This is a genomic window from Halalkalicoccus sp. CG83 (assembly GCF_037081715.1).
In the GTDB taxonomy this organism is placed as follows: domain Archaea; phylum Halobacteriota; class Halobacteria; order Halobacteriales; family Halalkalicoccaceae; genus Halalkalicoccus; species Halalkalicoccus ordinarius.
On sequence record NZ_JAZDDH010000002.1, the window covers coordinates 233,015 to 258,323 of the forward strand.

The 25,309-nt window shown below is 68.0% G+C and carries 31 protein-coding genes; 11 read left to right on the top strand and 20 right to left on the bottom strand.

Annotated elements, in window-relative coordinates:
• The first annotated feature begins 49 nt into the window (after nt 1-49).
• On the top strand, nt 50-655 hold the full coding sequence (locus V0Z78_RS14720; RefSeq protein WP_336345422.1) for a trimeric intracellular cation channel family protein: 606 nt from the start codon (nt 50-52) through the stop codon (nt 653-655).
• A gap of 247 nt (nt 656-902) precedes the next feature.
• Here V0Z78_RS14720 and thsA read toward each other — a convergent pair whose 3' ends face one another.
• The 3 genes from thsA to V0Z78_RS14735 form a co-directional block, all read right to left on the bottom strand.
• Nucleotides 903-2,462 (bottom strand): thermosome subunit alpha, encoded by a 1,560-nt coding sequence (thsA, locus tag V0Z78_RS14725; RefSeq protein WP_336345885.1) that lies wholly within the window; start codon nt 2,460-2,462, stop codon nt 903-905.
• Nucleotides 2,463-2,533: 71 nt separating this feature from the next.
• Nucleotides 2,534-3,529: a glycosyltransferase family 2 protein gene (locus tag V0Z78_RS14730; protein WP_336345423.1), complete on the bottom strand. Its 996-nt coding sequence runs from the start codon at nt 3,527-3,529 to the stop codon at nt 2,534-2,536.
• A gap of 72 nt (nt 3,530-3,601) precedes the next feature.
• Nucleotides 3,602-4,330: a class I SAM-dependent methyltransferase gene (locus V0Z78_RS14735; RefSeq protein WP_336345424.1), complete on the bottom strand. Its 729-nt coding sequence runs from the start codon at nt 4,328-4,330 to the stop codon at nt 3,602-3,604.
• A 248-nt stretch (nt 4,331-4,578) separates the two neighbouring features.
• Between V0Z78_RS14735 and V0Z78_RS14740 the strand changes: the two genes are divergently transcribed.
• From V0Z78_RS14740 to V0Z78_RS14755, 4 genes are read left to right on the top strand one after another with little or no spacing between them, the layout of a single operon-like run.
• Nucleotides 4,579-4,857 carry a MarR family transcriptional regulator gene (locus V0Z78_RS14740; protein WP_336345425.1) on the top strand — a complete coding sequence of 93 codons (279 nt, stop codon included), beginning with the start codon at nt 4,579-4,581 and terminating at the stop codon, nt 4,855-4,857.
• A gap of 26 nt (nt 4,858-4,883) precedes the next feature.
• A complete protein-coding gene (locus V0Z78_RS14745) occupies nt 4,884-5,627 on the top strand; it encodes an MBL fold metallo-hydrolase (protein ID WP_336345426.1) in 744 nt (247 codons plus the stop codon).
• Nucleotides 5,628-5,672: 45 nt separating this feature from the next.
• Entirely contained in the window at nt 5,673-6,368 is a 696-nt protein-coding gene (locus V0Z78_RS14750; protein ID WP_336345427.1) for a YkgJ family cysteine cluster protein, read from the top strand.
• Nucleotides 6,369-6,381: 13 nt separating this feature from the next.
• Nucleotides 6,382-6,786, top strand: a complete 405-nt coding sequence (locus V0Z78_RS14755; protein ID WP_336345428.1) for a TRAM domain-containing protein — start codon at nt 6,382-6,384, stop codon at nt 6,784-6,786.
• Between the two features lie 139 nt (nt 6,787-6,925).
• On the opposite strand, the gene V0Z78_RS14760 is transcribed toward V0Z78_RS14755, so the two are convergent.
• Entirely contained in the window at nt 6,926-8,626 is a 1,701-nt protein-coding gene (locus V0Z78_RS14760; protein ID WP_336345429.1) for a radical SAM protein, read from the bottom strand.
• A 32-nt stretch (nt 8,627-8,658) separates the two neighbouring features.
• Nucleotides 8,659-9,156: a metallophosphoesterase gene (locus tag V0Z78_RS14765; RefSeq protein ID WP_336345430.1), complete on the bottom strand. Its 498-nt coding sequence runs from the start codon at nt 9,154-9,156 to the stop codon at nt 8,659-8,661.
• 318 nt (nt 9,157-9,474) lie between these two features.
• Between V0Z78_RS14765 and V0Z78_RS14770 the strand changes: the two genes are divergently transcribed.
• Nucleotides 9,475-9,633 carry a DUF7559 family protein gene (locus V0Z78_RS14770; protein WP_336345431.1) on the top strand — a complete coding sequence of 53 codons (159 nt, stop codon included), beginning with the start codon at nt 9,475-9,477 and terminating at the stop codon, nt 9,631-9,633.
• On the top strand, nt 9,630-10,178 hold the full coding sequence (locus V0Z78_RS14775) for an Hsp20/alpha crystallin family protein (RefSeq protein WP_336345432.1): 549 nt from the start codon (nt 9,630-9,632) through the stop codon (nt 10,176-10,178). Before V0Z78_RS14770 ends, V0Z78_RS14775 begins: the two co-directional genes overlap by 4 nt.
• Before the next feature lie 4 nt (nt 10,179-10,182).
• Here the strand turns inward: V0Z78_RS14775 and V0Z78_RS14780 are convergent, their stop codons facing one another.
• The 4 genes from V0Z78_RS14780 to V0Z78_RS14795 form a co-directional block, all read right to left on the bottom strand.
• Complete coding sequence (locus V0Z78_RS14780; RefSeq protein ID WP_336345433.1) at nt 10,183-11,349, bottom strand: NAD(P)/FAD-dependent oxidoreductase; 1,167 nt, start codon at nt 11,347-11,349, stop codon at nt 10,183-10,185.
• A 38-nt stretch (nt 11,350-11,387) separates the two neighbouring features.
• Nucleotides 11,388-12,167, bottom strand: a complete 780-nt coding sequence (locus V0Z78_RS14785) for a DUF7388 family protein (protein WP_336345434.1) — start codon at nt 12,165-12,167, stop codon at nt 11,388-11,390.
• Nucleotides 12,168-12,312: 145 nt separating this feature from the next.
• A complete protein-coding gene (locus tag V0Z78_RS14790) occupies nt 12,313-12,894 on the bottom strand; it encodes an NUDIX hydrolase (RefSeq protein ID WP_336345435.1) in 582 nt (193 codons plus the stop codon).
• Between the two features lie 32 nt (nt 12,895-12,926).
• On the bottom strand, nt 12,927-13,349 hold the full coding sequence (locus V0Z78_RS14795) for a DUF7109 family protein (protein WP_336345436.1): 423 nt from the start codon (nt 13,347-13,349) through the stop codon (nt 12,927-12,929).
• A 57-nt stretch (nt 13,350-13,406) separates the two neighbouring features.
• Here V0Z78_RS14795 and V0Z78_RS14800 point away from each other — a divergent pair, with 57 nt between their 5' ends.
• Entirely contained in the window at nt 13,407-13,658 is a 252-nt protein-coding gene (locus tag V0Z78_RS14800) for a winged helix-turn-helix domain-containing protein (RefSeq protein WP_336345437.1), read from the top strand.
• Here the strand turns inward: V0Z78_RS14800 and V0Z78_RS14805 are convergent.
• The 9 genes from V0Z78_RS14805 to V0Z78_RS14845 form a co-directional block, all read right to left on the bottom strand.
• A complete protein-coding gene (locus tag V0Z78_RS14805; protein ID WP_336345438.1) occupies nt 13,655-14,746 on the bottom strand; it encodes a glycosyltransferase family protein in 1,092 nt (363 codons plus the stop codon). The genes V0Z78_RS14800 and V0Z78_RS14805 overlap by 4 nt on opposite strands.
• Nucleotides 14,747-14,783: 37 nt before the next feature.
• Nucleotides 14,784-15,956 (bottom strand): MFS transporter, encoded by a 1,173-nt coding sequence (locus V0Z78_RS14810; protein ID WP_336345439.1) that lies wholly within the window; start codon nt 15,954-15,956, stop codon nt 14,784-14,786.
• A 173-nt stretch (nt 15,957-16,129) separates the two neighbouring features.
• The gene (locus V0Z78_RS14815; RefSeq protein WP_336345440.1) at nt 16,130-16,654 is read right to left on the bottom strand and encodes a hypothetical protein; all 525 of its coding nucleotides are present in this window, start codon (nt 16,652-16,654) and stop codon (nt 16,130-16,132) included.
• A gap of 52 nt (nt 16,655-16,706) precedes the next feature.
• A complete protein-coding gene (locus tag V0Z78_RS14820) occupies nt 16,707-17,795 on the bottom strand; it encodes an aldo/keto reductase (protein ID WP_336345441.1) in 1,089 nt (362 codons plus the stop codon).
• 65 nt (nt 17,796-17,860) lie between these two features.
• Nucleotides 17,861-18,745 (bottom strand): SDR family oxidoreductase, encoded by an 885-nt coding sequence (locus V0Z78_RS14825; protein ID WP_336345442.1) that lies wholly within the window; start codon nt 18,743-18,745, stop codon nt 17,861-17,863.
• Nucleotides 18,745-19,173: a DUF5791 family protein gene (locus tag V0Z78_RS14830; protein WP_336345443.1), complete on the bottom strand. Its 429-nt coding sequence runs from the start codon at nt 19,171-19,173 to the stop codon at nt 18,745-18,747. Before V0Z78_RS14830 ends, V0Z78_RS14825 begins: the two co-directional genes overlap by 1 nt.
• Nucleotides 19,174-19,213: 40 nt before the next feature.
• Nucleotides 19,214-20,560 carry an alkaline phosphatase family protein gene (locus V0Z78_RS14835; RefSeq protein WP_336345444.1) on the bottom strand — a complete coding sequence of 449 codons (1,347 nt, stop codon included), beginning with the start codon at nt 20,558-20,560 and terminating at the stop codon, nt 19,214-19,216.
• A 38-nt stretch (nt 20,561-20,598) separates the two neighbouring features.
• A complete protein-coding gene (locus tag V0Z78_RS14840; protein WP_336345445.1) occupies nt 20,599-20,727 on the bottom strand; it encodes a hypothetical protein in 129 nt (42 codons plus the stop codon).
• Between the two features lie 123 nt (nt 20,728-20,850).
• The gene (locus V0Z78_RS14845) at nt 20,851-21,384 is read right to left on the bottom strand and encodes an inorganic diphosphatase (protein WP_336345446.1); all 534 of its coding nucleotides are present in this window, start codon (nt 21,382-21,384) and stop codon (nt 20,851-20,853) included.
• 220 nt (nt 21,385-21,604) lie between these two features.
• Between V0Z78_RS14845 and V0Z78_RS14850 the strand changes: the two genes are divergently transcribed.
• Nucleotides 21,605-21,982 carry a PadR family transcriptional regulator gene (locus V0Z78_RS14850; RefSeq protein WP_336345447.1) on the top strand — a complete coding sequence of 126 codons (378 nt, stop codon included), beginning with the start codon at nt 21,605-21,607 and terminating at the stop codon, nt 21,980-21,982.
• Here the strand turns inward: V0Z78_RS14850 and V0Z78_RS14855 are convergent.
• Nucleotides 21,979-22,527: a DUF7108 family protein gene (locus V0Z78_RS14855; protein ID WP_336345448.1), complete on the bottom strand. Its 549-nt coding sequence runs from the start codon at nt 22,525-22,527 to the stop codon at nt 21,979-21,981. The two genes, V0Z78_RS14850 and V0Z78_RS14855, sit on opposite strands and share 4 nt — an antisense overlap.
• On the bottom strand, nt 22,520-23,113 hold the full coding sequence (gene rnhA, locus V0Z78_RS14860) for a ribonuclease HI (RefSeq protein WP_336345449.1): 594 nt from the start codon (nt 23,111-23,113) through the stop codon (nt 22,520-22,522). The genes V0Z78_RS14855 and rnhA overlap by 8 nt, the downstream gene beginning before the upstream one ends.
• A 179-nt stretch (nt 23,114-23,292) precedes the next feature.
• Here rnhA and V0Z78_RS14865 point away from each other — a divergent pair, with 179 nt between their 5' ends.
• Together V0Z78_RS14865 and V0Z78_RS14870 are read left to right on the top strand one after the other, a co-directional pair.
• Nucleotides 23,293-24,264 (top strand): transcription initiation factor IIB, encoded by a 972-nt coding sequence (locus V0Z78_RS14865; RefSeq protein ID WP_336345450.1) that lies wholly within the window; start codon nt 23,293-23,295, stop codon nt 24,262-24,264.
• Nucleotides 24,265-24,422: 158 nt separating this feature from the next.
• Nucleotides 24,423-25,241 (top strand): class I SAM-dependent methyltransferase, encoded by an 819-nt coding sequence (locus V0Z78_RS14870; RefSeq protein WP_336345451.1) that lies wholly within the window; start codon nt 24,423-24,425, stop codon nt 25,239-25,241.
• Nucleotides 25,242-25,309 lie beyond the last annotated feature (68 nt).

The window sequence follows — 25,309 nt, forward strand, 5'->3', positions numbered from 1 at the left end:
CTCCGCACCGATCACGTGAATAGGGGTGATGGTCGAGTTGTGCTCGGAGATGAGCGACGCTTTCGCGCTGATGAACGTGATCGGCCTGCTCGCGTTCGCCATCGTCGGATCGCTCAAGGGTGCGGAAGCCGACCTCGATCTGTTCGGCGTCGTCGTTCTCGGGGTTCTGACCGCGCTCGGCGGGGGGACCGTCCGAGATACCCTCGTCGGTCAGGTCCCGCTCGCGCTCCGCGCGACGACCGACGTGCTGGTAGTGCTTCTGGGCGTCGGCCTCGCGCTCGTCGTCATCCGATCGTTCGGCGATCTGCGTGATCACCCGATCGTGTTGATTCCCGACGCGGTCGGACTCGCGGCCTTCGCGGCGACCGGCGCGTCCGTCGGCTACGAGGCCGGCCTCACCCCGTTCGGGATCGTCGTCCTCGCCGCGCTGACCGCCGTCGGCGGTGGGAGTCTCTGTGATCTCCTCCTCGTTCGTGTGCCGGTCGTCCTCCGTGAGGGTTTCTATGCGACCCCTGCCGTGATCGGCGGGGTAGCCTTCTGGATCGCCGTTTCCATCGGTATCTCGATCGGTCTCGCGACGATCGGCTGTGCCGGACTCGTCCTCGCGCTTCGCCTGCTCGCGCTGCGTCGTGGATGGGGATTGCCGACGGTGTAGCGGCCCGCGTCTCACACTCACGAGCGAGCCGCGAAGCGGTGAGCGAGCGTCCCGAAAAGTGCGTAGCACTTTTCGTGTGCCAACCAGATCGTGCAGCGATCTGGTGACGGTAGCAGGAGCCTCCCGGTGGTCGACTCCTGTGCTTTTGCGCTAGAAACCTCCGATTTCTGGCTGCTTGCCGGACTGTGTCCGGCACTGGTCCTGCTTTTGCAAGCGAGCCGAAGGCGAGCGAAGTAAAAGGTGGGCGTTAGTTCGCGGCGATGACGTCGTCGATGCGGACGATCATCGTCGCGGCCTCCGTGGCGCTCTCGACGGCCTCACGCTTGACGGCGGCGGGGTCGAAGACCCCCTCCTCGAAGGGATCGCCGACCTCGCCGGACTGGCCCTTCGAGATGATGCCCGCGCGGCCGCTGGCGTCGTACTCCGAGCGCAGGTCCACCAGCGCGTCGATCGGGTCCATCCCCGTGTTCCGCGCGAGCGTCCGAGGCAGCACCTCGACCGCGTCGGCGAACGCCTCGACGGCGAGCTGTTTGCGGCCCGAGACGCCGGCGGCCTCGCTGCGGACGCGCTCGGCGATGGCGATCTCGGTCGCGCCCGCACCGGGGACGACGCCGCCCGAGTCGATCGCGGCGGTGACGACGTCGATCGCGTCGGAGATCGCGCGCTCGAGCTCGTCGACGACGTGCTCGGTGCCGCCGCGGACGAACAGCGTGACGGTCTCGGCCTCGGCGCCGCCCTCGACCACCGCGAGCTCGTCGTCGCCGTACGTCTCGACGCGGATCGACTCGGCGTGGCCGAAGTCCTCGCCGTCGAGGTCCTCGACGGCTCCTAGACGCTTCGCGCCGACCGTGCGGGCGACCGCACGGGCGTCGCTGTCGTCGACGTTCTCGAACGCGAGGATGCCGGCGTCGGCGAGCGCGCTCGCGACGCGGTCCTCGATGTCGTCCGTGACGAACGCGACGTCGACGCCGGCCTCCGAGAGCGCCTCGGTGTAGCCTCGAAGCTGGTTCTCCTCGGCCTCGATCGCGGCGTTGAGCTGGTCGATGTCGGTGATGTTGTACTCGGCGTCGATGTTCGCCTGTCGGACGTCGAGCTCGACGTCGAGCACGGCGACCGTGGCGTCCTCGATCGAGCGGGGCATGTTGTCGTTGGCGGGCTCCTCGTCGACGACGACGCCCTCGACGAGTTCGCTCGCGCCCGAGCTGGCGCCGACCTGGGTCTGGATCTGGATCTCGTCGCGCTCGATGCGCTCGTCGGTCTGGACCTGCCTGACCGTCCGGACGACGAGCTCCGCGAGCCGCTCGGCGCTGACGTCGCCGGTGCCCTTGCCGGTCATGCTGGACTCGGCGACCGCCCGCAGGCGCTCGTCGTCGGGCTCCTCCTCGAGGGTGAGCTCCTCGATCGCCTCCTGGGCGATCCGAGCGGCCTCGTTGTAGCCCTCGACGATCGTCGTCGGGTGGACGTCGTCCTCGACGAGGTCCTCCGCCTGCGCGAGGAGCTGACCCGCGAGCACCGCGGCGGTCGTGGTGCCGTCGCCGACCTCCTCCTCCTGGGTCTGGGCGACCTCCACGATCATCTGTGCCGCGGGATGCTCGATGTCCATCTCATCGAGGATCGTCGCGCCGTCGTTGGTGATGACGACCTCGCCCGAGTTGTCGACGAGCATCTTGTCCATCCCGCGGGGACCGAGCGTCGTCCGTACGGACTCGGCGACCGCCTTGCCGGCGGCGATGTTCGCGGTCTGTGCGTCCCGGCCCTGCGTTCGCTCGGCGTCGTCGCTGAGGATGAACACCGGGCGTCCGCCCATGCGTCGCTGTGATGACTGTGACATGTGTACTGCTCGGATGAACTGTCGTTAGCGGTTCTATATAACGTTTGCTACTCCGGTCGTCGGGGTCGACGGCGACGATGCCAGTCGTATCGCTCGACGGCGCGGTCGCTCCGGCTCGAGATGCCGTTGGGGTTGCGCCTCGACGTCCGGTCGCTCACGCGGGCTCGGAGCCCGTCTTTTAGGCCGTAGAGCGTGCTCGTCGTGACCGTCCGGCCGCCGCCGAGCCAGCTCGTCGGCGTGACCTCGCCCTTCAACACGCCACGGATCGACGTGGCGCCGTCGGTCGTCGTATGGCCGGCCAGCCGGCGGAAGACGGTGGGACGAGGGCCGTAGTTCTTCGCGAGGCGATAGGCGAGCGAGCGGTACTTCCAGGCCCATCGCTGCTGGATCTCGCCGCCCACGATCGTCCGGCCGTGTCCGTGGCGGACGATCCGCGGATCGCCCCCCGGATCGTCGCCGCCGTCGGTCTCGATGCTGTCCCGGACGCCCATCCCCGGTCGCCAGTCGACGGTCCGCCCCTGACCGGCCAGCCGGTGGGCGAGGTCGCGAGCGCCGCCGGTCTCCAGGTACTCGTCGAAGCCGTCGAGCTCCTCGATCGCCTCGCGGGTCAGCGCGACGTTCCCGCCGTCGAAGTAGGTTACCTCCCGACCCGCGATCGTCCGACGCTCCCTCGCCTCGGTCGTGACCCCGCCGCGGACGGGCCGATGGCTCGGGCCGGTCACTACGTCCGCCCCCGAGGCGATCGCCTCCTCCACCGTTGCGAGCCACGTCGTCTCGACCAGGTGGCTCTCATCGAGCAGCGCCACCACGTCGCCGCTCGCGGCGTCCAACCCGGCGTTTCTGGCGACGTTGAGGTTCCGGTCCGCGATCTCGACGAGCACGTCCACGTCCGAACGCTCGTGGATCATCCCGCTCGTTCCGTCCGTCGAGGGCCCGTTGACGACGACGACCTCGGCGTCCGACAGGCGCTCCTCCAGCGCGTCGAGACACGCCGCGAGCTGGCGCCGACCGTTGAGCGTCGGTACCACGACGGAGAACTCCATACCACCCCGTAGCGACTCCCATCACTAAAAGCTCCGTGGATGAAACCCGTCGTTCCGCGGAGGTCGCAACTGCTATCGGTCGATCTCGGGCTGTTCGCGGATCCGGCTGTTCCAGTAGGTAACCGACGCCAGGTTCTCGCCGACGTCGGTTCGTCCGAGGCGTTCGTCGGCCCGGTAGATCGCCTCGGCGATCGATCCCGGGATCGCCCGATAGAGACCGTAGGGTACGAGGAAGTCGTGCTCGGCGGAGACGAGGTCGAACTCGGTCCGATCGAGCATCCCTCGGACGTCCATCTCCGAGTAGAGCCGTGATCCCATCGGCAGCAGCCAGTTGTAGACGGCCCGCGTGCTCGGCGTGTTGAACGTGTCGAACACCAGTTGGTCGTCGGTTACCCGGCGGATCTCGCGGAGATACCGGTCGGGGTTGGGGATCAGGTGGAAAAACCGCATCGCCAACACCGCGTCGAAGTGATCGTCGGGAAACGGGAGTCTGGAGGCGTCACCGCGGACGAACTCCAAGTGATCATCGACGCCGCTCCGATGGGCCTTCTCGCGGCCCTGCGACAGCATCGCGTCCGAGATGTCGAGACCGATCACGTCCGCGCCCTGCGAGGCGAGCATCGCCGAGAACCGCCCGGTACCACAGGCGATCTCGAGGACTCGTTTTCCCTCGAGGGGGTCGAGCGCCGAGAGCACTGCCTCCTTCTCCCGGCGATCGATCAGGCGGCCGCCGCGGGAGAAGCGCTTGTCCTCGTATTCCTCCGCGACCTCCGCCGTCTGGTACCACTCCTTGCCCTTCACGACCCCTGCTACTCCCGCCGGGGAATAAAACCCTGCCGTCTCCCGTCGCCGGGAGCGACGGGCCGTCCCGTCGATCGGGAAATCGAGCGTTCGTCCCACCGCGAACGGCACCGCTCTCGTCGATCGGTTCGAGTTATCCTCTAGTCAAAGGCGACCAGTAGGTATGACAATAATACTCTTTACGGTGTATATATTGTTTCCACCTCCATATAGCCAAGGTTTACCACCGGGAGGCGGCGAGAAGGGGTATGAGCACCAGTACCGAGGACCGCGCCATGGGGGGCGAGACGATCCTCTCGGAGGAGGAGTACAGGGAGAGGCTCGTCGAACTGCCGCCGAGCGCGAAGCTCGTCGCGAAGGTCCTCGAGACCGACGCGCCGCTCTCGCAGGGCCAGCTCGCCGAGGAGTCGCTCCTGCCCGATCGAACCGTGCGCTACGCGCTGAACCGTCTCCAGGAGGTCGACATCGTCGTCTCCCGGTACAGCTTCCGCGACGCGAGAAAGCAGGTCTATCACCTGCGTCGATAGCGGCTTCTTCCCCGAACGCGATCGCCATGAGGATCGATCGATTCCCCGTTCCGACGACCACCAGCGCTCCAGCCGGTGCGACGAACGCCTACGTCGTCGGGGACCTCGTCGTCGACCCCGCCACCCGGAGCGACGCCCTCGATTCGGCTGCCGTGGACGCCTCGCACGTCGCGGTCACGCACACCCATCCGGATCACGTCGGCGCTTTGGCCGAGTACGCCGACTCCCGAACGGTCTGGGCGCTCTCGGGCCACGAGGACCGACTGCGTGAGGCGACGGGCGTCGATCCCGACCGGAGCTTCGAGGACGGTGACTCGATCGGCAGCCTCACCGTCCTCGAGACGCCCGGCCACGCTCCCGATCACGTCGCGTTCGCCGCCGACGACGCCGTCCTCTGTGGCGACCTCGCGATGGCCGAGAGCAGCGTCTTCGTCGGCGGCGAGGGCGCCGACATGGGAGCGTACCTCGACTCGCTCCGTCGAATCCGCGAGCGCGAGCCCTCTCGCCTGCTTCCGGGCCACGGCGAACCGATTGAGGCGCCCGCGGAACGGCTGGAGTGGCTGATCGACCACCGGCTCGAACGCGAACGGCGGGTGCTTCGCGCGGTCGAGGACGGTAATCGAACCGTCGAGGGGATCCGCGACGCCGCCTACGAGAAGGAACTCTCGGGGCTCGAGGAGCTCGCGAGCGCGACGGTCCGCACCCACCTCGCGAAGCTCGCCGAGGAGGGTCGGGTCGAGTTCGACGGTACGCGGGCCCGTCCCACGTAGACGGCCCGGCGACGGGCTTTTGGCCGGCGGCCCGCTTCTCGAGGTATGGAGTCGCTCGAGACCGAACTCGATCGCGCGCGAGCGCTGGACCCGGGGAAGCTCGCGGACGCCATCGAGTCGATCGGCTTCGAGTGCACCCGATGTGGGGCCTGCTGTAAGAGCGAGGCCGAGGATCCCCACACCGCCACGGTGTTCCCCGACGAGGTGCGCGAGCTGCAGGAACGTGGAGATTACGATTGGCGCGACGTCGCCCGTCCGATGCCGTACGGACTCGACGCGGGCGAGGACGGCGAGGGCGAGACCTTCGAGTGGGCGCTCGCGACCGACGGCTGTGGCGACTGCACCTTCTACGAGGAGGAGGACGGCGTCGGCGCCTGCACCGTCCACGAGGATCGCCCGCTGATCTGTCGGACCTACCCCTTCAGCGTCGTTCTCTCCGAGGACTCGGAGGGAGGCCAGCCGATGGGCGAGGCAGTTGACCGTAAGGGACCCGTCCGCGCCCACGAGTGCGAGGGACTCGGCCGGGAGATCGATCGCGAGGACGCCGAGGAGCTGGCCGAAGCCCTGAAAGAACGCGCGATCCGCGAACTCGAGGAGGCGATCGGCGTTCGCGAGAACTACCGACCGGTCGAGCGTGCTCCGGGCGAGGTCGTCGTCCACGACTCCGAGGGACCGAAACGGGGCGACGGAACCTCCGTAACGGCCGGCGACACTTCTATAACGCGCGACGCCGACGGCTAGTCCGGAGGTCTCCATGGAAATATCTGATAAACTCCTGTGTCTGTTCAACGCCGAGCTCACCGAGACCGACGACGGCTACGTCGTCGAGGTCCCCGAGAGCGAGATCGAGACCGGCTCTCTCGATTCCGGCGAAACCTACCGCGTCGCGCTCATCTCACGTGAGGCGATCGAGAGCGAGTCGGGCGAATCGAGCCGTTCGTCGCGCCCGTCGACCGAGCCACAGCCGCCGGTCGAACAGGGCGAGATCCGCTACGTCGAGATCGAGGACATCGGCAAACAGGGCGACGGCATCGCCCGCGTCGAGCGCGGCTACGTGATCATCGTCCCCGGCGCCGAGATCGGCGAACAGGTCAAGGTCGAGATCAGCGAGGTCAAGTCGAACTTCGCGGTCGGCGAGGTCATCGAGGAGACGCTATAACGCACGTTTTTCCGACTCGGGGTCGCTTCGCGACCCGCTCGCCGCAAAAACCTGCACTAAAAAACCGCGAGCGAACGACGTTCGCTCGCGGACCACACCGCTATCTTCTTACAAGCGCGACCGTTTCGTCCTCAGTCGCTCACGCGAATCGACCCAGGTCGACGCCGAGTTCCTCCTTGAGTGTACGCGCTGATTCGTGGGGTCGGCCGACGACGATGTCGCCCGCCGTCGACCGGCCGACACCGGGGATCGCCGTGAGCTCGTCCATGCTCGCGCCGTTGAGGTCGAGCGGGTAGGGGACGCCGGTCACCGATCGGTAGCCGTGGTCCACGACCGCGACGTCGATCGTCCGCCCGAGTTCGCGCTCGCCCGGGATGCCGATCAGCAGCGAGTAGGTGCCGGGCTGGCGGCCGAACGTCCGGCCGTCCTCGTGGTACTCGAGGTGGACGTCCTCCAGGACGGTGCCCGGCGGCACGACCCGCTTCAGCATCGGATTGTCGATCTCCTTGCGGACCTCGCGCTTGTACGTCTTGAACAGCTGCTTGTGCTCGCGGGCGATCTCCGCGCCGGTCTCGCCCATCTCCGTACCTGCGAACGCCATCACCTGGCGGATGTTGATCCGCCGTAGCATCAGCCCCTCGTCGTAGACCCGCTGGAGGAAGCGCTTGTTGTGCTCGTAGGTCTCGCGGCGCTCGCCCTGTAGCCCGTGGACGAGGTTGATCCCCGGCAGGAGTTTGGGAAGGCGGTTCGGGGCGTCGGTGCCAGTTGCGGGACCGGATCCGGGCTCCTCGCCCGGTCGCCAGCCGCCCTCCTCGTTGACGACGCGTACCGCCTCGAGGCACTCCTCGGCGGTGACCAGCAGGTCGTTCTCCTCCTGGACGACCGGATCCGCGCTCTCGAGGCCGAACGCGGCGGTGTCGCCGGGGGTGTTGTGCTCGGCGATGGTCCGGATCCCCTCGCGCGAGCGCTCCGGGTAGTCGACGATCGTCACGGGGTTCATGTTGTCGAGATGCAGCGTCCGGAGGTCGGGCGCGACCTCGCGAATGCCGCCGTAGAGCTCGCGGAGCGCGTCGGGGTTGGGTGCCTCGCCGTCGCCGCCGAACGCGAGGATGTCGGCCTGGCGTCCCAGTCGGAAGTGCCGAGCGCCGCGATCCGAGAGCCCATCGACCTCCTTCACCACGCTCTCGGCGCTGCGGAACGCGGGGTCGCCGTAGAGCGGTTCGGTGCAGAACGAACACCGGTAGGCACACCCTCTCGACGTCTCCATCTCGCAGATCAGGTAGTCCGGGTGGTTGGGGTGCTGTTCGATCACGAACGCACCCTTCCGTGCCCACCGGTCGATCTCCTCGTTGCTCCGCATCCGGTCGCCGAACCCCTCGAGTCCGCCGTCGACCAGGTCGTAGGCGGCGGCCTCGACGTCGCCCTTCGCGACGAACTCGTAGTCGAGGTCCTTCCGCTCCATGTCCTGTGCACCGGCGTTCTCCTCGCCGACGCCGAACCGCACGGGTCCGCCCATCAACGAAGTCCCCCGAGACACCCACGCCAGTTTCTTCACCTCGTCGGGCTCGGCGGGCGTTCCGCCGACGTAGTTTCCGGGGACGGTCATCCCGCCGATGTAGATCATCAGGTCCGCCTCCTCGACGTCGCGCCACTTCGACCGGTCATCGCGTAGTTCGTCGATCGTGTGGTAGGTGACGTTCCCGGGGGAGACGCCCGCGTCGACGAGCGCGCCCGCCGTGTACCGTGGGTAGGTCGAGATGTAGGGAGGGACGCCGAAGTGCGCCGGCTCGTCGACGTAGCCGTCGACGAGCGTCACCGAGAGATCCGCCGGATCGGTCATGGAGGTCCTAGTCGCCCGAACGACAAAAGCGATTACACCCTGACCTCGAGGAACCGCACCTCGTCCGTCTCGGTGTCGAGGATCGCCACCGTTCGGTGTTCCTCCGGTACCGTCGGGAAGTGCGCCCCGGGGTTCACGACGACGGTGTCGTCGACCTCCCGGCGCTCGCGTTCGTGGTGGTGGCCGTAGAGCACGTAGTCGTACTCGCCGGACTCCGCGTAGCCCTCGACCTCCTCCTTCGATTCGCCGTGGAGCACCGCGAAACGCTTCCCGCCCAGCTCGAGGTCGGCGAAGCGGCCGTGGAGCTCGCCGTCTATCGCCTCGAAGCCGGCCTCGAGCCCCTCGAGTTCGCCGTCGTTGTTGCCGAGCACGCCGTGGAGCGAGAAGTCCTCGAAGAAGGGGAGTACCGGCGGCGCGATGAAGTCGCCGCAGTGGATCAGCGTCTCCACGCCCTCCTCGCGGAACCGCTCGGTCGCTCGCTCGATCGCCGCGACGTTGTCGTGGGTGTCCGAGACGATGCCGAGTCGCATGGCCGGCGCTTCGGGTTCGATCCATAAAACGATGGACGGCGACTACGGTTGTACCGAACGGCTCGCCGGTCTGCCTCAGACGTCGGGCCGTCCGTTCTCTCCCTTCGACTCCTCGACCCGTTCGTGGGTTTCCCGGGCCGTTCGTCGGCCCCGTCACGACGCGGACCGGATCCATCCAGCGTCCGTTCTGTCATGGTCGGCTGTGGATGGGGAAGGTAGATGCGTGACCCCGACGACTGGCGACCGGACCGGGGTCGCACGCCCCGGCAACCGGCGGCATGCCGGGCGTTTATGCGTCTGGCAGCCGTACGCCGATCCATGCCAGCGACCCTGGAACTCGTCTGTACGGACGACGACTGTGAACTCGACATGTTCGAACTCCACTACACCTACGACATGCCCGACGACGTGGGCGTCGACGACTTCCAGTGTCCCTACTGTGGCGGCGTCGACTGCCTCGAGGCGGTCGAGCTATGAACGTATGGGAGGTCGGCCGATCGATCGGCAACCGGGTCGCCGAGAGCGTCGGACGCGTCGCGAGCCGGGTCCAGGAGAGCCGACCGCTGGGCGCCGATCTGCTCGAGAGCGAGGACGCCTACCTCGTGGTGTTCGACGCTCCCGGCGTCGAGAAACGGGACGTCCAGGTCCGGTTCGCCGACGGCGACGTGCTCGTCCGCATGGATCGGTTTCGGGAGTTCTACGAGGACTTCGAGATGCGCTTTCCCGGTCGCGGACTCTCGCTCGACGGCCGGGTGCGGCTGCCCGATGACGCGGTCGACGCGGACTCGGCGACCGCGACGCTGCGGACGAACGGCACGCTGCAGGTCCACATCCCCAAACGAGAGGTCGACGCGAACGTCACTACCGTCGAGATCGAGGAGACCGCGGCGGAGGCCGACTCCGACGTCGGCGTCGGAACCGACGACTTCGACGACGGTGCGGACGCCGGCTTCGACGCGGACGGCATCGCCGACGACGAGGACCCGGACGTCGACCCCGACGAACCGGTCGGGAACGCCTGACCGATCAGTCGACGGCCATCCCCTCGACGATCGCGAACTCCTCCTCGCCGGTGAAGCGCGTCGGATCGAACGCGTCGATCCCCGGCTCGCCGCATAGCTCCCGTGCGATCCGCTCGCCCAGCGCCGGCGATCGCATGAACCCGTGGCCCTGCCAGCCGGTCGCGACGTAGAGGCCTCGGTCCTCGTCGAGCCAGCCCAGAAGCGGGTTCCGGTCGGGAGTGGCCGTGCAGAGACCCGCCCACGCCTCCTCGACGGCGAGTCCCTCGACGGCGAGCCGTTCGCCCGCCCGCTCGAGCGCGCTCTCGACGAACTCCGGATCCGCGCCGCGTTCCCACTCGTCGGGGTCCGATTCGACCTCCTCGGTGCCGTCGCCGATCAGCAGTCCGTCGGGGTGGGGCCGGAGGTAGAACCCCGCGGTGGCGTCGTAGACCATCGGCACTCCGGCGTCGTCGGTCGTCCGTCGACTCCCGTTTGGCTCGCCTCGGGCCTGAAACCCGGCGGTCAGCGCCTGCACCCGGTAGGGTTTCGTCGCGATCCGATGGCCGGCGTCGGCGAGCAGTCGTTTCGTGTGCGCGCCGGCCGCCACCACCACGGCGTCGAACGACTCTTGCCCGTCGTCGAGCACGACCGCTCCGTCGAACCCAGCGTCGAGCGAGACGGTCGTCCCAGTCCGTACCGTTGCACCCTCGCGTTCGGCCTTCCGAACCAGCAGCCGGGCATAGCTCGCCGGGTCGGTTCGGCCCGCGTCGCGGGCCACCGCGGCGGCTCCGACGTCGTCGGTCCGCAGCGCGGGCGCGACCTCGGCGAGTTCCCCGGGAGCGAGGAGTTCGACGTCCACTCCGTGGACCCGCATCCGCCGGACCTGCGTCTCTATCGCCTCTCCCCGCCGCTCGTCGCCCTCGCGGGCGAGCCAGACGTACGGCGTCTCGCGGAACTCGAAGTCGCCCTCGCCCGAGAGCTCGCGAAACCGCTCGATCGACCGCCGGCCGATCGCGGCGTCGCGGTCCTCGGCGAACGCGCCGTAGAGCACGCCGGCCGCCCGGCCGGTGCTTTCGCCCGCGATCCCGCCGCGCTCGAACAGCGTGACGCGCACGCCACGGCGTACGAGATCGTACGCGGCCGTCGCGCCGACCGCGCCGCCGCCGATCACGGCCACGTCGTTCGGCCTCATCGGTGAACGGGCGAACGCAGGAGGGATAGCCCTGTCGATCAGTCGAGGAAGGACTCGATCCCGCGGGCGGGATAGCCCACGATCGTGTCGGCGCCCGCCTCGCGCAGGCCGTCGATCCGCTCGCGGATCGCCTTCGGGGTGCCCACGAGCGCGAAGTCCCCGGCCGCAGCGAGCAGCACGTCACGGGCACGACCCTCGGCACCGGCGTCGGTCGGCGCGTCCGGGGGAAGCGCCCGAGCGACGGGCCGACGACGGGCGACGTAGGCGCCGACCGCGTCGAGCACCGCGTCGGCGTCGTCGGTCAACACGGTGGGCGCGTAGACGGCGATCTCGCCGTCGAACCCGGCCGCTCGGAGCGCCCGGACGTCCCGCTCCGTCGAGCGCCCGAGCAGTTCGAACTGCGTCGCGCCCGTCGCCAGCGCGATCCGCTCGACGCCCTCGGTGCCGACCCAGGCGTCGGGCGCCTCCGCGATCGCGGCGCCGAAGCGCGGCGCGAGCGCCCGCGAGCGCTCCGATTCCTCGAGGTAGGCGGCGTGGCCGGCGACGAGCACCCGCCGTGCCTCCTCGGGAATCCGATCGAGCAGCGAGTCGTCGCCCAGCGGGTCGAACCCGTCGGCCCGCACGGGGGTGGTCAGGTGCAGTTCGTGCGTGACGGCGAGCGTCTCGAGGGTCCCTCGCTCGGGCAGGTGCTCGCGACCCTCGTAGTCAATCACCACGGTGTCGAACGCTAGCCCGGTCGCCCGCGAGACGTCACACTCAGCGGGCTTGAGCGCGGCGGCGTCGATGCCGGTCTCGAGAACGGACTCACCTCTCGCCATCGACCCCTCCGGAGAACGTGAACGCGTCACTGCTGGCGCGGAACCCGAGCGTTCGCGGGGTTCCATCCCGCGAGCGTTCGAGCGTGGCTCCTCGTTCGTGCGATCATACTCCGCGGTATCGCGCTCGCGCGCAAAAGCGTGTCGCTTAGCCGTAGGACTCCGGATCGAGGCGGACGGGGGCACGCCAGTCGGTGGCGAGTTCGAGGAACTGGACGACGATCCGTCCCGTCGCCCCCCAGACGGTGTAGCCGTCGATGCGGAAGTAGTGGATGACGATCTCGCCGTAGTAGGGGTGTTCGCGGCGTTCGTGCTCGTGGTTCGTCTCGTCGACGAGCGCCGCGATCGGGAGGACGGCGATCTCCGCGACCTCGCGGTCGTCGGGCTCGTAGCGCCGATCCGGGATCCGGACGACGAACGGGGTGATCGAGTACTCGGTGACGGTGCGGATGTCGTCGAGCCGGCCGACGAGTTCCGCCTCACCGTCGAGAAGGCCGATCTCCTCGTTGCCCTCCCGCAGCGCGGTCGCGTAGCGGTCCTCGTCCTCGGTCTCGCGCCCGCCGCCGGGGAAGCTCATCTGACCGGGGTGATCGCGGAGGTCCTCCGATCGCTTCGTAAACAGCAGATGCGGTCCGCTCTCGCGCTCGATCACGGGGACCAACACCGCGGCCTCGCGCTTCTGGTCGGTGACCCGCCGCGGCGTGTGTTCGGCGACCCGGCTGAGGTCCATTGGCCCCTCTTGCGTCCGGTCCGTATTGGCGTTCACGATTCCTCCCCCTCCGACTCCAGGCGAGCGCGTACGTCGCTCGCGTCGACCGGCGCCCACGCCTCGAGGTCGTAGCTCAGTTCGCGCAGTCGTTCCGGATCGTCCCTCTCGACGGCCGCGAGCAGGTCGTCGCGGACGCGCTCGCCGATCTCCTCGTGATCGACTTCGCGTTCGGGCACGTCCACGATATACGGGAGGTCCGACGCCTCCGGCGGCAGCGTCGGGAACGCCGCGGGTCCGGCGACGAGCAGTCCCTCGTGTTCGACCAGCGCGTACTCCTCGAGCGCGGCGTCGACCGCCGCCGGGTCGGGCTCCTCCTCGCCCTGCCGGAACGCGAGCTCCGAGCGTGCCTCCGCGAGCTCCTCGCGAGTGAGCGCGCCGAAGAGGTCGACGACCCCGGCGAGCTCGTCGTGTGTCACGTCCGTAGCTACGCCCCCGCCCGCAAGGCCCTTTCGGCCCGGCGTGGTAGTTCCGGCATGGACGACGCCGACGTGCTCGAGGCGGTCCGCGACTGTGACCCCGCGACGGCGAAGCGGATCGCCGATCGACTCTCGATATCCCCCGAAACCGTCCACGAACGCCTCGCGACCCTCGAGGAGGACGGTCGAATCGAGCGTGCCGACGACGGAGACGGGGACGACGGGCGGTGGACGGTCACTCGGGACCCCCGCATCGACGAGAGCGTCGATCGGATGACCGATCGCCTGGGCCGCGAACGACGGCGCTAGCCCGAGTCGATCGCGTCGGCCGAGACGGCCGCGACCCTTCCGGGATCGACGGGGACGGCCGACCACGGCGGTAGCCGGCGATCCGCTTCAGGGGGTACGATCGCCTCGACGTACCGACCCACCTGGGCACGCTCCTCGTCCGGATCGTACGAGAGGCCGTTGAACGCCGCGTCGGCCGCGTACTGCCGGACGAACCGTGTCGCGACCTCGGGGTAGCGCTCGGCCAGCCGCTCGAAGTCGGGCTCGATCCCCTCGTCGGCGAGGACGCGGAACAGCGCCGCCCCGACCCCCCGACTCATCTCCGCCAGCCCGGCCGAGCCGCCGACTGCACGGTGGTCGTGCTCGTGGGCTCCCAGGTCGACCTGTGCGGTCCCCGCGAAGCCCGCCCGGGAGAAGGCGTCGCCGAGGACGCCGACCTCCAGCCCCCACGTCGGCTCGACGCGGAGCTCGCGAGCGAGGTCGGCGGTCATCCCCATCTCGCCGGCCAGCGCGTAGCGGAACGCCCCCAGGTACTCCAGGATCGCCGCGTCGTGGCGTTCGGCCAGCGCGGCGACCAGCGGCTCGTAGAACAGCCGGAACAGCCGGCCGTAGAGCCGTCCGTGCTCGACGCGGGCGTAGTAGCCCTTCGCGAACTCGAAACCGGTCGAGAGCGGCGCGAGCAGCCGGGCGACGTGGCCCGGACCGTACGTCCTCGCGTCGGCGTCGTGGACGACGACGAACTCCTCGCGTTCGGCCGCGAGTCCCGTCCCGAGCCAGACGTCGCGGCCCTTGCCCGCCTCGCCGTCCAGCCCGTGTTCGGCGAGCAGCGCCTCGACGGCGGGGGCGTTACACCACAGCACCGTGAGGTCGAGATCGAAGTCCGACAGCCACTCGACGAAGGGGCCGACGCGCTCCTCGGGCGCGCGAAGCGGGACGATCACGCGTCCCGGATCCACCGTCTCGAGCGTCGCCAGGGTGTGTTCGGGCGCCAGCCCCGCGTACTCCCGGTCGGTCATCGGCATGACGACCGCCGCCCGGCCCGTCGGCGTCTCGGGCGTCGGGTCGGTCAGGTCGTGGAGGGTGGCGATCCGCTCCTGGACGTACTCCATCATCCGGCCCTTGGCGCGAGCGACTAAAAGCGGGCCGTTACGCGTCCGTCGCCGCCGGCAGGCGTCCCGTCGCGCCCAGCAGCGCGAACGCACAGACCAACAGCCCGAGCGCGAGCGCGAGTCCTTGGAACACCGCGTCGTAGGCGAACCCGTACTCGACCAGCCCGCCGACGAACCAGCTGCCGAGCGCCTGGCCGAACATCATCCCGCCGCTGAACGTGGCGTACGCCCCCCCTCGATGCTCGTCGGGGAACGACGAGAGGAGGAACGTATCGGCCGCGGGGAACATGCTGTGGATGACGTAGCCGACGACGGCGCTGAGGACGACGATCCCGAGCAGGCCGTTCGTCACGGTCAGCAGGAGGACGCTCGCGACGAACGCCCCGATGACGGCGAGCAGGTAGGGGAACGTCGGCAGCCGGTCGACGAGCAGTCCGCTGATCCAGAAGGCGGGCACGCCCGCGGCGAACGCCACCGTCAGCAGGTTCCGTGCCGTGCCCGGGGAGAACCCGCGTGCGGTCTCGAGGTAGGACGGGTAGAAGTTGAACAGTCCCTGCCAGAGGAAGCTCGCCGCGCCGAAGATCGCGATTCCGAGGGCGATCAGACGCCACTGAGCCCTGATTGCGCCGAGGAAGTCACGGTCGGCGCCGCTCGCCGCGGGGAACTCGGTCCGTTTCGCGGTCCGGTAGAGGACGACCGTCGAGACGAGCGCGCCGGCCGCGATGGCTGCGAACACCAGCCGCCAGGAGACGAACAGCGCGAGCGTCACCATCGGCGCGGCGACCACGGCAGCGAGCTGGGTCGCCGTGCCGTGGATGCCGAGCATCCGTCCGACCTGCCCCGTGTAGAGCTCACTGATCAGCGGGTTCGCGGCGACGAAATACCCGCTGGTCGCGGTTCCGATCAGGAAGGCGCCGAGCGCGAGCGTGAGCACCGAGTTCGCGAACGTCGCGACGAGCGAGGCGCCGCTCAGCATCGTGCCCGCCAGCAGCACCACCCGATGGCGGGGGACGATCGTCAGCAGGTAGCCGATGGGGATCCTGGGGAGCGCGCTGCCGGTCCACACCAGGGTGACGATCAGTCCGATCGTGCCCGGCCCGACCGAGAACGCCGCCTGTAGCGGCTCGACCAGCGGCGCGTAGACGACGCGGACGAGGTTGATCAGGAACGCCATCGAACACAGCGACGCGAACAGCCGGGTCGATGCCACTGTCTCGAACGAGGCGGGGTCGGATGGCAACCCTTTCGAAACGCGGCGGCCTTGCCGTCTACCGTCCGTCGTGTCGGACGAAAACGGTGTCCGCGTCGATCCGGGCGCTGCCGGCGAGTGCTCGACGTATCGTCCGTACGGATCGCCGGCTTGGAGACGGCTATCGCGTCCGCTCAGTCGAGCGTTACGCTTCGGTCGGAGAACGCGTACGTCGCCCCACCGAGGGCGATCCGATTTCTTCGGACGACCCTCGCCGTCCGCAGCCCGATCGAGCCGTCGACCCAGATCGTCCGCTCGTCGGCGAGCCACCCGTCCGGAAGTACGCACTCGAACGAGACCCGTCCGTCACCGGCCGGCGTGATCGACTCGAGCTCGACGTCCGCCGGCGGCGGACCGACGTCGTCGGACCAGTGGACGCGGTGAAGCGTCTTCCCTCGCCGGGTCGCCCCGATCCGCAGGTCACACCCCGTGATTTCGGCGTGCGCGTTCGTCGGACCCCGAAACCGAAGGGCGAACCGAACGCCGGCGGGGGGTTGCTCGTCGTGGATGGTCTCGATCGCCGCGAGTTCGACGTCGCGGGCCACCTCGTCGGCGGCGCGACGATGCACCCGTCGCGAGAGACGCGTCCCGAACACGGGGACGACCTTTCCGACCGCCTTCACGAGCAGGTAGTAGAGGAGGTACAGCAGCGGGATCATCTCGGCAGAGAGTCGCGGGGCGTCTCGGTGCCGGATGGGGCTCGATCCGGGCTCATTCGAACACCGAGTCGAACGCGTCGGCACCCATCGGATCGTAGCGTCCGGCGTCGAGGTTCTCCGCGACGTGGTTCCGATCGCTCATTCCGACGAGCGCGCTCGTCACGCCGGGGGCGCTTCGTGCGAAGTTGATCGCCCGCTGTGCGGACGTCTCGCCCTCCAGACGGTCGGCTACCGCCTCGGGCAGCCCCTCGGCGAGCCGTCCCTGACCGATGCTCGCGCTCGCGAAGACGTTCAGTCCGGCGTCCCGGGCGAACCGGAGCGCGCTCTCGACCCCCTCGGAGCCCTCGTGGGCTTCGACCGTGAACGCGTCGGCCATGTGGACGTTGAACGGCAACTGGATCGCCCGGAGGTGGGTCGCGACGTTCCCGGCGGCCTTCGCCGCGCTTCGTGCTCGCGAGACGACCTCCGGGAGCGAGAGGTAGCTCGCGTGTTCCTCGTGGACCCGGAACGCCTCCCAGGTCGCCACTCCGTAGTAGCGCAGATCGCCGTCGGCGACGCGCTCCTCCAGGCGCTCGAAGGTGGCCTCCAACCGGGCGTAGACCGCCTCGCGCGAACGCTCCTGGAGCTGGCCCTCGGGGTTGTGGACGTAGTAGAGATCGATCGTCTCCACGTCGAGATTGGCAAGCGAGCGATCGAGCTGATCGTCGAGGAAGTCGGGCGCGATGCAGTGGCTCCCTCGGACCAGTTCCGAGCGGTCCACGACGCCCGAATCGACGTACTCCTCGCGGACGTACCTCCCCGGGTCGTCGGGTCGCTCGCCGTCGAACGGGACGAAGCCCCCCTTCGTCGCCACCACGACGGCCTCCCGGTCGACGTTGGCGTCTGAGAGCGCTCTCCCCGCTACTCGCTCGCTTCGCTGGTGGCGGTAGTTGATCGCGGTGTCGATCAGGTTACAGCCCGACTCGAGCGCCGCGGTGATCGCCTCCTCGTACCGGTCGTCGACCTCGGCCGTGGGCTCGCCGAGGTAGGTGCCGAGACCGACGCTCGAGACGACGCCGTCGCCGAATCGTCGGAAGTAGGTGCGCCCGAACTCCTCGGTGAAGCGATCCCGATACGCCCAGGTCCCCTCCTTGGTCGCCATGTCCGTTCATCGGGGCGAGCACACTAACCCTAACCGGCTCCAGCCCTCCCGCGGATCGCCTCGAACTACCGGTCCCGATAGGCCGTCACTGCCTCCCGGTATCCCTCGCGGAACGTCGGGTACTCGAGTTCGTAGCCGAGCTCGCGGAGCTTCGCGTTCGAGCAGCGCTTGCTCGTGAGGATTCGCCGGCGGGCGGCCTCCGAGAGGTCGCCCTCGTCGAGGCGCTCCTCCTTCGTTCGCTTCGGCGGCGTCTCGACGCCGCACTGCTCGGCGAGCCAGTCGGCGAACGCCCACTTCTCGGCGGGTTCGTCGTCCGAGACGAGCACGGCCTCCCCGCGGGCGAGGTCCTCCTCGAGCAGGTACCGGACGGCGCCGGCCGCGTCGTCGCGATGCACCATGTTGAGGTAGCCCGCCGTGACGGGCCCCTCGAGATACCGCTCGAGTCGGTAGCGTTCCGGGCCGTAGAGCCCGGAGAAGCGCGCGACCGTGCCGTCGATCGCGATCGACGACTCCAGTGCGATTCGTTCGGCCTCGGCGAGCACGCGCGTCTTCTCGGTGGTCGGTTCGATCGGCGTCTCCTCGTCGACCCAGTCGCCGCCGTGGTCGCCGTAGACGCCGGTACTCGAGGTGTAAACCAGCCGATCGGGCGGGTGTTCGCGCGCCGAGAACTGGTCGATCGCCGTCTCGAGACCCTCGACGTAGACCTCGCGGGCGGCGTCGGCACCGCGGCCGCCGGAGCTCGCCGCGAAGACCAGCGCGTCGGCGTCGGGAACCGTCGAGAGCCCCTCAGGGTCGGTGACGTCCGCCCGCACCGCGTCGAATCCGGCGGCCTCGATCTCCTCCACCCCCTCCGGAGAGCGCCGGACGCCGACGACGTCGTGGCCGCGCGCGAGAAGCCGTCGGCCGAGTTCGAGGCCGACGTAGCCACAGCCCAGGATCGCGACGCGCATCAGTGTTTTCGCTCCGCGATGAGGTAGTGGATCTCGGCGTACTCCGCGAGGCTCATCGATGCGCGCCCCTCGACGCGCTGGTGGACCTCCTTGCCCGAGAGGTCGCGCTCGAGGTTCGCGGCGATGGTGTCGACGTCGAGCACCGCTGTGGTCATCCCCAACAGCAGTCGATCCTCGATCTCGGCGCGGACGATCTCCGCGTCGGGCTCCTCGGGATCGAGCGCGAGGATCGCGCTCGCCTCCTCGACGGTCAGCTCCGGCGAGTCCCCCTCGACGAGCGCACGAAGCGTCTCGGTGTCGACGCCCGTCTCCTCGGCGGCGGCCTCGATGCCGACCCCTTCGACGACCTCGGCGAGTTCCGCCTCGTACTGTTCGCGCAGGTTGTCGGGGCTCTCGGCTTCGCTGCCGTCGAGGTCGCGATAGAGCATACCCGGGGTTACGCGTCCCGGGGTAAAAACGCGGGGTCTCTCAGACCAGGCTCGCGCCGTCGAACTCGCCGCGATCGAACTCGACCTCCATGAGTTCGAGGATCGTCGGCGCGATGTCGTAGAGGTTGGCGTCGCTGATCGAGGCGTCCGGGTCGTCGATGTGGAGCGTCGCGTTGTCGAAGCTGTGCATCCCGTTTCGGGGGCCCTTGTCGAACACCTTCCCGTAGCCCTTGAACCCCGACTTGAGGTCGAAGCCGTGGTTCGGGATCGCCACCAGGTCGGGCGCGATGTCGTCGTGGCCGCCGCGGAAGGCGTCCTCCTTCTCGACGACACGATCGCACACCTTCCGACCGTCGGGACCCTCGAGCGCCTCGAGGTCGGCCTTGAGCTCCGCGCGTACCTCCTCGTACTCCTCCTCGGGAACGGCTCCCCGTGGCTCGCGGCCCTCGAGGTTGAGATAGAACCGACCGGGGATCAGCGAGTAGGCGCGGGCGTCGTCCGCGATGTCCGCGAGCTCCGAGTGCTCCTCGTTCTCGAACGAGAGCCAACCCTCGTCCTCGAGCCACTGGTTGAAGTGGACCTCGTGTTCGAGCGTCGTGAAGCCGTGGTCGCTCGCGATCACGAGGGTGACGTCGTCGGCGAGGCGCTCGCGCAGGTCGCCGACGTACCGGTCGAGCTTCCGGTAGAACTCCATGAACTCCTCGTAGTACTCGCCCTCCTTCTCGTAGTCCTCGAAGAGGAAGTGGTTCACTCGATCCGTCGTCATGAACACGCCGAAGAAGAGGTCCCAATCGTCGGCATCGAAGTAGTGTTTGAACGCCTCGTAGCGCGCATCGAGCGTCTCGTGGGCGTCCTCGACGAACTCGCTCTTGTCCTCCTGGTGGCCGAGCTTCGCGTTCACGTCGATCCGGTAGTCCAGACCCGAGAGCGTCTCGCGCAGTTCGTCGGGGTAGGCCGCCTTGTCGAGACCGGGTGAGAGGAAGCCCGAGACCATTCTCTGTACCGTGCGCTGGGGCGGGAACGTGACGGGAACGTTCAGTACGCTGGCGTTGCGGTTCGCGTCGGTGACGCGGTCCCAGAGGCGCTCGGCCTGGACGTCCCTGCCCATCGGGACGTACGTCTCGTAGGAGTCGACCTCGCGGTCCTGAAAGCCGTAGACGCCGGTCTCGCCGGGGTTCTTCCCCGTCGTCAGCGACGGCCAGCACGCGCTCGACTCCGGCGGAACGATGCTCTCGATCGCGCTCGCGGTACCCTCCTCGGCGATCGCGGCGAAGTTCGGGAACTCCTCGGGGTGTTCGGAGAGGAGCGTATGTGGCACGCCGTCGATGCCGATGAAGGCGACACGGGGCGCATCGTCGCCGCCGCGTATTCGGTCGAAGAGACCCATGGCTCCTCCTACTGTCGTCCCCTACAAGAAGTTTCGTTTCACCGCTCGGCGTGCGGATCGTCCCCATCCTGCGATCCGCCCTCCTGACCGTTCTCGGCGCCCTTCTCGAGGTTCGTCGGGACGATCGTCGGATGATCGATGCCGACCGCGGCTGAGTTGGTTGCCATCGCGTCACCGTAGGGTACGACTCGACAAAAGATTACCCATAAGCATAACACATCGGTCGAGCGGGTGCTGATTACCGTCGTACATTATTCGGGAACGAGAAGGGACGGGAGCCGCCGGAACGCTCAGTCGAACTGCTCCTCGTAGAGCTCCTGGGCGTGTTCGATCGCGTCGTAGGCCGCCTGACGGTCCTCCCAGCCCTGGGTCTCGACCTCCTTGCCCTCCTCGAGGTTCTTGTAGGTCGAGAAGAACTCGTCGATCTCGTCGATCGTCTGCTGGGGGATGTCCTCGAGGTCCTCGATGTGGTCGTATCGGGGGTCCTCGCTGGGGACGGCGATCACCTTGTCGTCCTGCTCGCCGTCGTCGTCCATCTTCATCAGCGCGACGGGACGGGCCTCGACGACACAACCCGGGAACGTCTGGTCCTCGACGAGCACGAGCACGTCGAAGGGGTCCTCGTCGTCGTACCACGACTGCGGGATGAAACCGTAGTCCGAGGGGTAGTGGACGTTCGAGTGGAGCACCCGATCCAGCACGACGCCGGGGATGTCCTTCTCGTATTCGTACTTGTTGCGCTCGCCCTTCAGACACTCGACCACCGCGTAGATCTCTTCCGGCGGGTTCGGGCCGGTTTCTAGGTCTTCCCAGAGGTTGGTCATCGTCACCTTCCTCTGCTTCGGGCGGGGAAAAAGTCCTTTCGACACCCCGATAGCACGTGAACGATGGTAACTAACCCCGCACGACGTCTTTCATACCCGTACGACGAACCTCTTCGCTCCGTTCCCGTTTCACCCTCTAATAGTATTATCTGTGAGTACTTTCTTAAACAAGGCGGATGGTTGATAACTGTTAAATAGATGGATGACATGTTCTACGGCGATGTCAGAGGCACAAGAAGTTCAGGGCACCCAGCGAACGGCACACGACTTGACTGCGTTCCAGCACAACATTCTGGTGATCCTCGCCGAGGAGCCGATGTACGGGCTGGCGATCAAGCGCGAACTCGAGAGCTACTACGAGACCGAGGTGAACCACGGGCGGCTCTACCCCAATCTCGACGACCTCGTCGAGCGCGGTCTGGTCGAGAAGAGCGAGCTCGATAAGCGGACCAACCAGTACGAACTCACCGACGACGGCTACGGAACCGTCCTCGGCCAGCTCGAGTGGGTCTTCTCGAAGCTCATCACCGACGACGAGCGCGCGGCCGACGTCCGTGAGCTCGTCGACGGCCAGGCACAGAGCTCGACGCAGAGCTAGGAGCGCTCCTCCTTCGCGACCCGCTCGACGTGTTCGAGCGACAGCTCCACGACCGTCTTCTGCTCCTCGCTCGGCCACGCGTTCCGCACGAAGTACTCCGTGAGGAACTCCGCGCGTTCCCGCGGCGTCGCGGTCCCGACCCGGCGGGCGTAGTGGTTGCCCATGAAGTCCGCGAAGGCGTCGGCGTTCGCCCCGTGGACGTCGCCGTGCTCCTCGCGGACGCGCCGTGCGACCGCGCGGTTGTGCTCCTCGATGATCCCCCAGTCGTCCGGGTCCGCCGGCCCCGAGAGGTGGACCTCGATCGCCCGGTCGGTGTCGTCGATCCGTTCGGGACGGATCGTGCCGTCCTCGACCCACTCCTCGGGGTGGAGGACGAGCGTCTCGGTGGCGTCGCCCTCGCGGACGCGGGCGGTAAAGGCGTGATCCGCGAGCAGCGTCTCGCGTCGATCGCGATAGAGCGCCGCTTCCTCGTCCGTCGGCACCTCCCGGGCGAGCCTCGTCAGCCGTTCCGCCTCCTCGATCACGTCATCGGGCAGGTCAGCCATTCTCGAACGCCTCGTTCACCAGTTCGTCGGCGCGCTCGTTTATCTCCCGCGGAACGTGCGACAGCGACCACTCGTCGAACGCCTCGAGCAGCTCGCGGACTCGCACGCGTCGCTCGCGCAGGTCGGGGTCGTTCGTGTTCCACGCGCCGCGGACCTGCTTGACGATCAGTTCGGAGTCGCCACGGATCTCGAGGACGTCGAACCCGTAGTCGCGTGCCGCCTCGAGTCCCCGGATCAGCGCCTCGTACTCCGCGAGGTTGTTCGTCGCCTGCCCGATGCGTTCGCCCCCCTCGGCGACGATCCCGTCGCCGCTCACGATCACCCAGCCGATCGCGGCGGGACCGGGATTGCCGCGGCTCCCGCCATCGAAGTAGAGGTGGGCTCGGCCGCCTCCCTCGCGCAGCACCGCTTTGATGTCGGCCGGACGTTTCCCCTGTACCACCACCGTCCCGTCGTAGGCGACCGCGCTCGCCTCCCCTAGACTCGCACGCCAGCGCTCGTGGTCGGTGTTGCCCGGCGAGAGTTCCGCGCCGGCCTCGCGCAGTCGTTCGCGGGCCGTCTCCGGGTCGCAGTCGAGGCTCGGCATTGTCCGACGCTCGCCGCCTCTCCGATAAAACCGTTCTGATACGCCCCTCGAACCGGAGACGGCCGTAGAGACGCGGCTGACGGGGGCTCGACCCTGATCGAGGGTGTTGTGTCGTCCGACGTAGGTCTCGATCTCGACCGAGGGTTTAAGTGTTTCGGAACCACTACCACTTAAGTGCGATGACACGGTCCACCCGTCAGCGGGAGCGCGAGCACGAGGCGGAGCATACAGACGAAGCCACGGACTCGGAGGGGGTCCGCACCTGTCCGGAGTGTGACTCCGAGAGCCTCGTCAAGAGTTCCGATCGGGGCGAACTCGTCTGCGATGACTGTGGTCTGGTCGTCGAGGAGGGGAACATCGATCCGGGGCCCGAGTGGCGCGCGTTCAACCACTCCGAACGCCAGAGCAAGTCCCGGGTCGGCGCGCCCACGACCCAGACGATGCACGACAAGGGACTGACCACCACCATCGACTGGAAGGACAAGGACGCCTACGGCCGATCGATCTCCTCGAAGAAACGCAGCCAGATGCACCGACTGCGAAAGTGGCAGGAGCGCATCCGTACGAAGGACGCCGGCGAGCGCAACCTGCAGTTCGCGCTGAGCGAGATCGACCGGATGGCCTCGGCGCTCGGCGTGCCCCGCTCGGTACGCGAGGTCGCGAGCGTCATCTACCGGCGCGCCCTGAAGGAGGACCTCATTCGCGGGCGATCGATCGAGGGCGTCGCGACCGCCGCGCTCTACGCCGCCTGTCGGAAGGAGGGGATCCCGCGCAGTCTGGAGGAGATCAGCGAGGTCTCGCGGGTCGAGCGAAAGGAGATCGGCCGCACCTATCGGTATATCTCACAGGAGCTCGGCCTCGAGATGCGTCCCGTCGACCCCAAGAAGTACGTTCCCCGATTCTGCTCCGAACTCGAACTCTCCGAAGAAGTACAGTCGAAAGCCAACGAGATCATCGAAACCACGGCCGAGGAAGGCCTCCTTTCGGGCAAATCCCCGACGGGCTACGCCGCCGCGGCGATCTACGCCGCCTCGCTTCTGTGTAACGAGAAGAAGACCCAGCGCGAGGTCGCCGACGTCGCCCAGGTGACCGAAGTGACGATTCGCAACCGCTATCAGGAACAGATCGAGGCGATGGGCATCCACAGCTAGCTCCCGGCGCTCTTTTTGGTTCGGAGACGCCTCCCGTCGGTCGAGACGCTCTCGTCTTCCGTGTCTCTACGGGTTATAGCGACTCTAAGCCGTATGGTTACAGGACGTACGCAACTCCTATGGCTTCGCGAGTAGTACATTATCATACGTGAAGGATAATGGCTAACGCGGACGGATGGCAACTCACGGAGAGCGGCCCCGAGGCATACGAGCGGTATCTGGTACCGGCGCTGTTCGCGCCGTGGGCCGAACGGCTCGTCGAACACGCGACCCTCCAGGAGAGGGATCGCGTGCTCGACGTCGGCTGTGGAACCGGCGTCGTGGCGCGACGCGCGGCGTCCCGCGTCGGCGAGACGGGAGCCGTCGTCGGCCTCGACGTGAACGAGGGAATGCTCGAGGTGGCCAGAGCGACCGCCGTCGAGATCACGACGCCAACGATCGAGTGGAAACGAGGCGACGCCACGGATCTACCGTTCCCCGACGGGGCGTTCGACGCCGTTCTCTGTCAACAGGCCCTCCAGTTCTTCGAGGAACCCTCGGTCGCGCTCCGGGAGATGCATCGCGTGCTCGCCTCGAACGGCCGGCTAGCGATCAGCGTCCTGCGGCCGCTCGCGTTCAACGGCGGATACGACGCGCTGTCGGATGCGTTGGAGCACCACGTCGGCGATGACGCCGGAACGATGATGCGTTCGCCGTTCCCCGAGTGGACCGGGGACGAGCTTCGTGCCCTCGCCGTCGATGCGGGGTTCCGCGACCCCGTCGTCACCATCGAGATCAGCTCCGTGCGCTACCCGTCGGTCGAGGAGTTCGTCCGTCGAGAGGCCGCCAGTTCGCCGCTGGCCGGTCCGCTCGGCTCGCTGGATCGGGACGTCCGAGAGACGGTGATCGGGGAGGTCGAAGACGCGCTGGATGAGTACACCGACGACCACGGGATCGTGATTCCGCTCGAATACTACGTCGTCGTCGCACGTCGCTAGCGACGAGCCCGTTTTCGAACCTCGCGGACGCGTTCGATGGCCGTCCTACCCGATCCGAAAGCGCGATC